Source organism: Saccharothrix sp. NPDC042600 (assembly GCF_040647305.1).
GTDB lineage: Bacteria > Actinomycetota > Actinomycetes > Mycobacteriales > Pseudonocardiaceae > Actinosynnema > Actinosynnema mutabilis.
Genome location: NZ_JBEZBW010000198.1, coordinates 1,683 through 3,425, shown reverse-complemented (window position 1 = coordinate 3,425; position 1,743 = coordinate 1,683). Strand labels below are relative to the sequence as shown.

Here is a 1,743-nt window from a genome sequence, read left to right as displayed (position 1 = left end):
AATGCCTGGCGGATTTGCCTACCAGACGGCCTACACGCTTACACCAGTACTACCACTCACTGGCGGAGCTACCCTCCTGCGTCACCCCATCGCTTGACTACTACAAGTTCAGGTCCCGCGCTCCACAACCACAATCGTCCGAAGACTCTCGCGGCGCTTCGGGCGGTTAGTATCACAAGGTTCGCCATGGGCGCGTTCACACGGGTACGGGAATATCAACCCGTTGTCCATCGACTACGCCTGTCGGCCTCGCCTTAGGTCCCGACTTACCCTGGGCGGATTAGCCTGGCCCAGGAACCCTTGGTCATCCGGCGGCAGAGTTTCTCACTCTGCTTTCGCTACTCATGCCTGCATTCTCACTCGTCCAGCCTCCACCACTAGGTTCCCCTGCAGCTTCAATGGCTGAACGACGCTCCCCTACCCATCCCAGCAAAACTGGAATGACACGGCTTCGGCGGTGTGCTTAAGCCCCGCTACATTGTCGGCGCAGGACCACTTGACCAGTGAGCTATTACGCACTCTTTAAAGGGTGGCTGCTTCTAAGCCAACCTCCTGGTTGTCTGGGCGACCCCACATCCTTTCCCACTTAGCACACACTTAGGGGCCTTAGCCGGCGTTCTGGGCTGTTTCCCTCTCGACTACGAAGCTTATCCCCCGCAGTCTCACTGCCGCGCTCTCACGTACCGGCATTCGGAGTTTGGTTGATTTCGGTAAGCTTGTGGGCCCCCTAGACCATCCAGTGCTCTACCTCCGGCACGAAACACACGACGCTGCACCTAAATGCATTTCGGGGAGAACCAGCTATCACGGAGTTTGATTGGCCTTTCACCCCTAACCACAGCTCATCCCCCAGGTTTTCAACCCTGGTGGGTTCGGGCCTCCACGCAGTCTTACCCACGCTTCACCCTGGCCATGGCTAGATCACCCCGCTTCGGGTCTAGACCACGCGACTGGAGACGCCCTATTCGGACTCGCTTTCGCTACGGCTACCCCACACGGGTTAACCTCGCCACGCAGCACTAACTCGCAGGCTCATTCTTCAAAAGGCACGCCGTCACCCCTAAAGGCTCCGACGGATTGTAGGCACACGGTTTCAGGTACTATTTCACTCCCCTCCCGGGGTACTTTTCACCTTTCCCTCACGGTACTAGTCCGCTATCGGTCACCAGGGAGTATTCAGGCTTAGCGGGTGGTCCCGCCAGATTCACAGCAAATTCCACGAGCTCGCTGCTACTTGGGATAACCGTCAGGAGACACCGGGTTTTCACGTACGGGACTCTCACCCTCTACGGCCGCGCTTTCCAGACACGTTCCGCTAACCACAGTGTTTTCTTACTCCTCGACCGTCCGGCAGAACGATCAGACAGGTCCCACGACCCCGTACACGCAACCCCTGCCGGGTATCACACGAATACGGTTTAGCCTCTTCCGCTTTCGCTCGCCACTACTCACGGAATCACGGTTGTTTTCTCTTCCTGCGGGTACTGAGATGTTTCACTTCCCCGCGTTCCCTCCACATACCCTATGTGTTCAGGTATGGGTGACCCCACATGACTGGGGCCGGGTTTCCCCATTCGGAAATCCTTGGATCTCAGCTCGGTTGACAGCTCCCCAAGGCTTATCGCAGTCTCCTACGTCCTTCATCGGCTCCTGGTGCCAAGGCATCCACCGTATGCCCTTAATAACTTGCCACAAAGATGCTCGCATCCACTGTGCAGTTCTCAAAGAACAACCAGACACTCC

1 rRNA gene (cut by a window edge) is annotated in these 1,743 nt (G+C 57.2%); it reads right to left on the bottom strand.

From position 1 onward, the window contains the following. Nucleotides 1-1,692 (bottom strand): 23S ribosomal RNA (locus AB0A74_RS42440) (it extends 1,486 nt beyond the left edge of the window). Nucleotides 1,693-1,743: the final 51 nt, after the last annotated feature.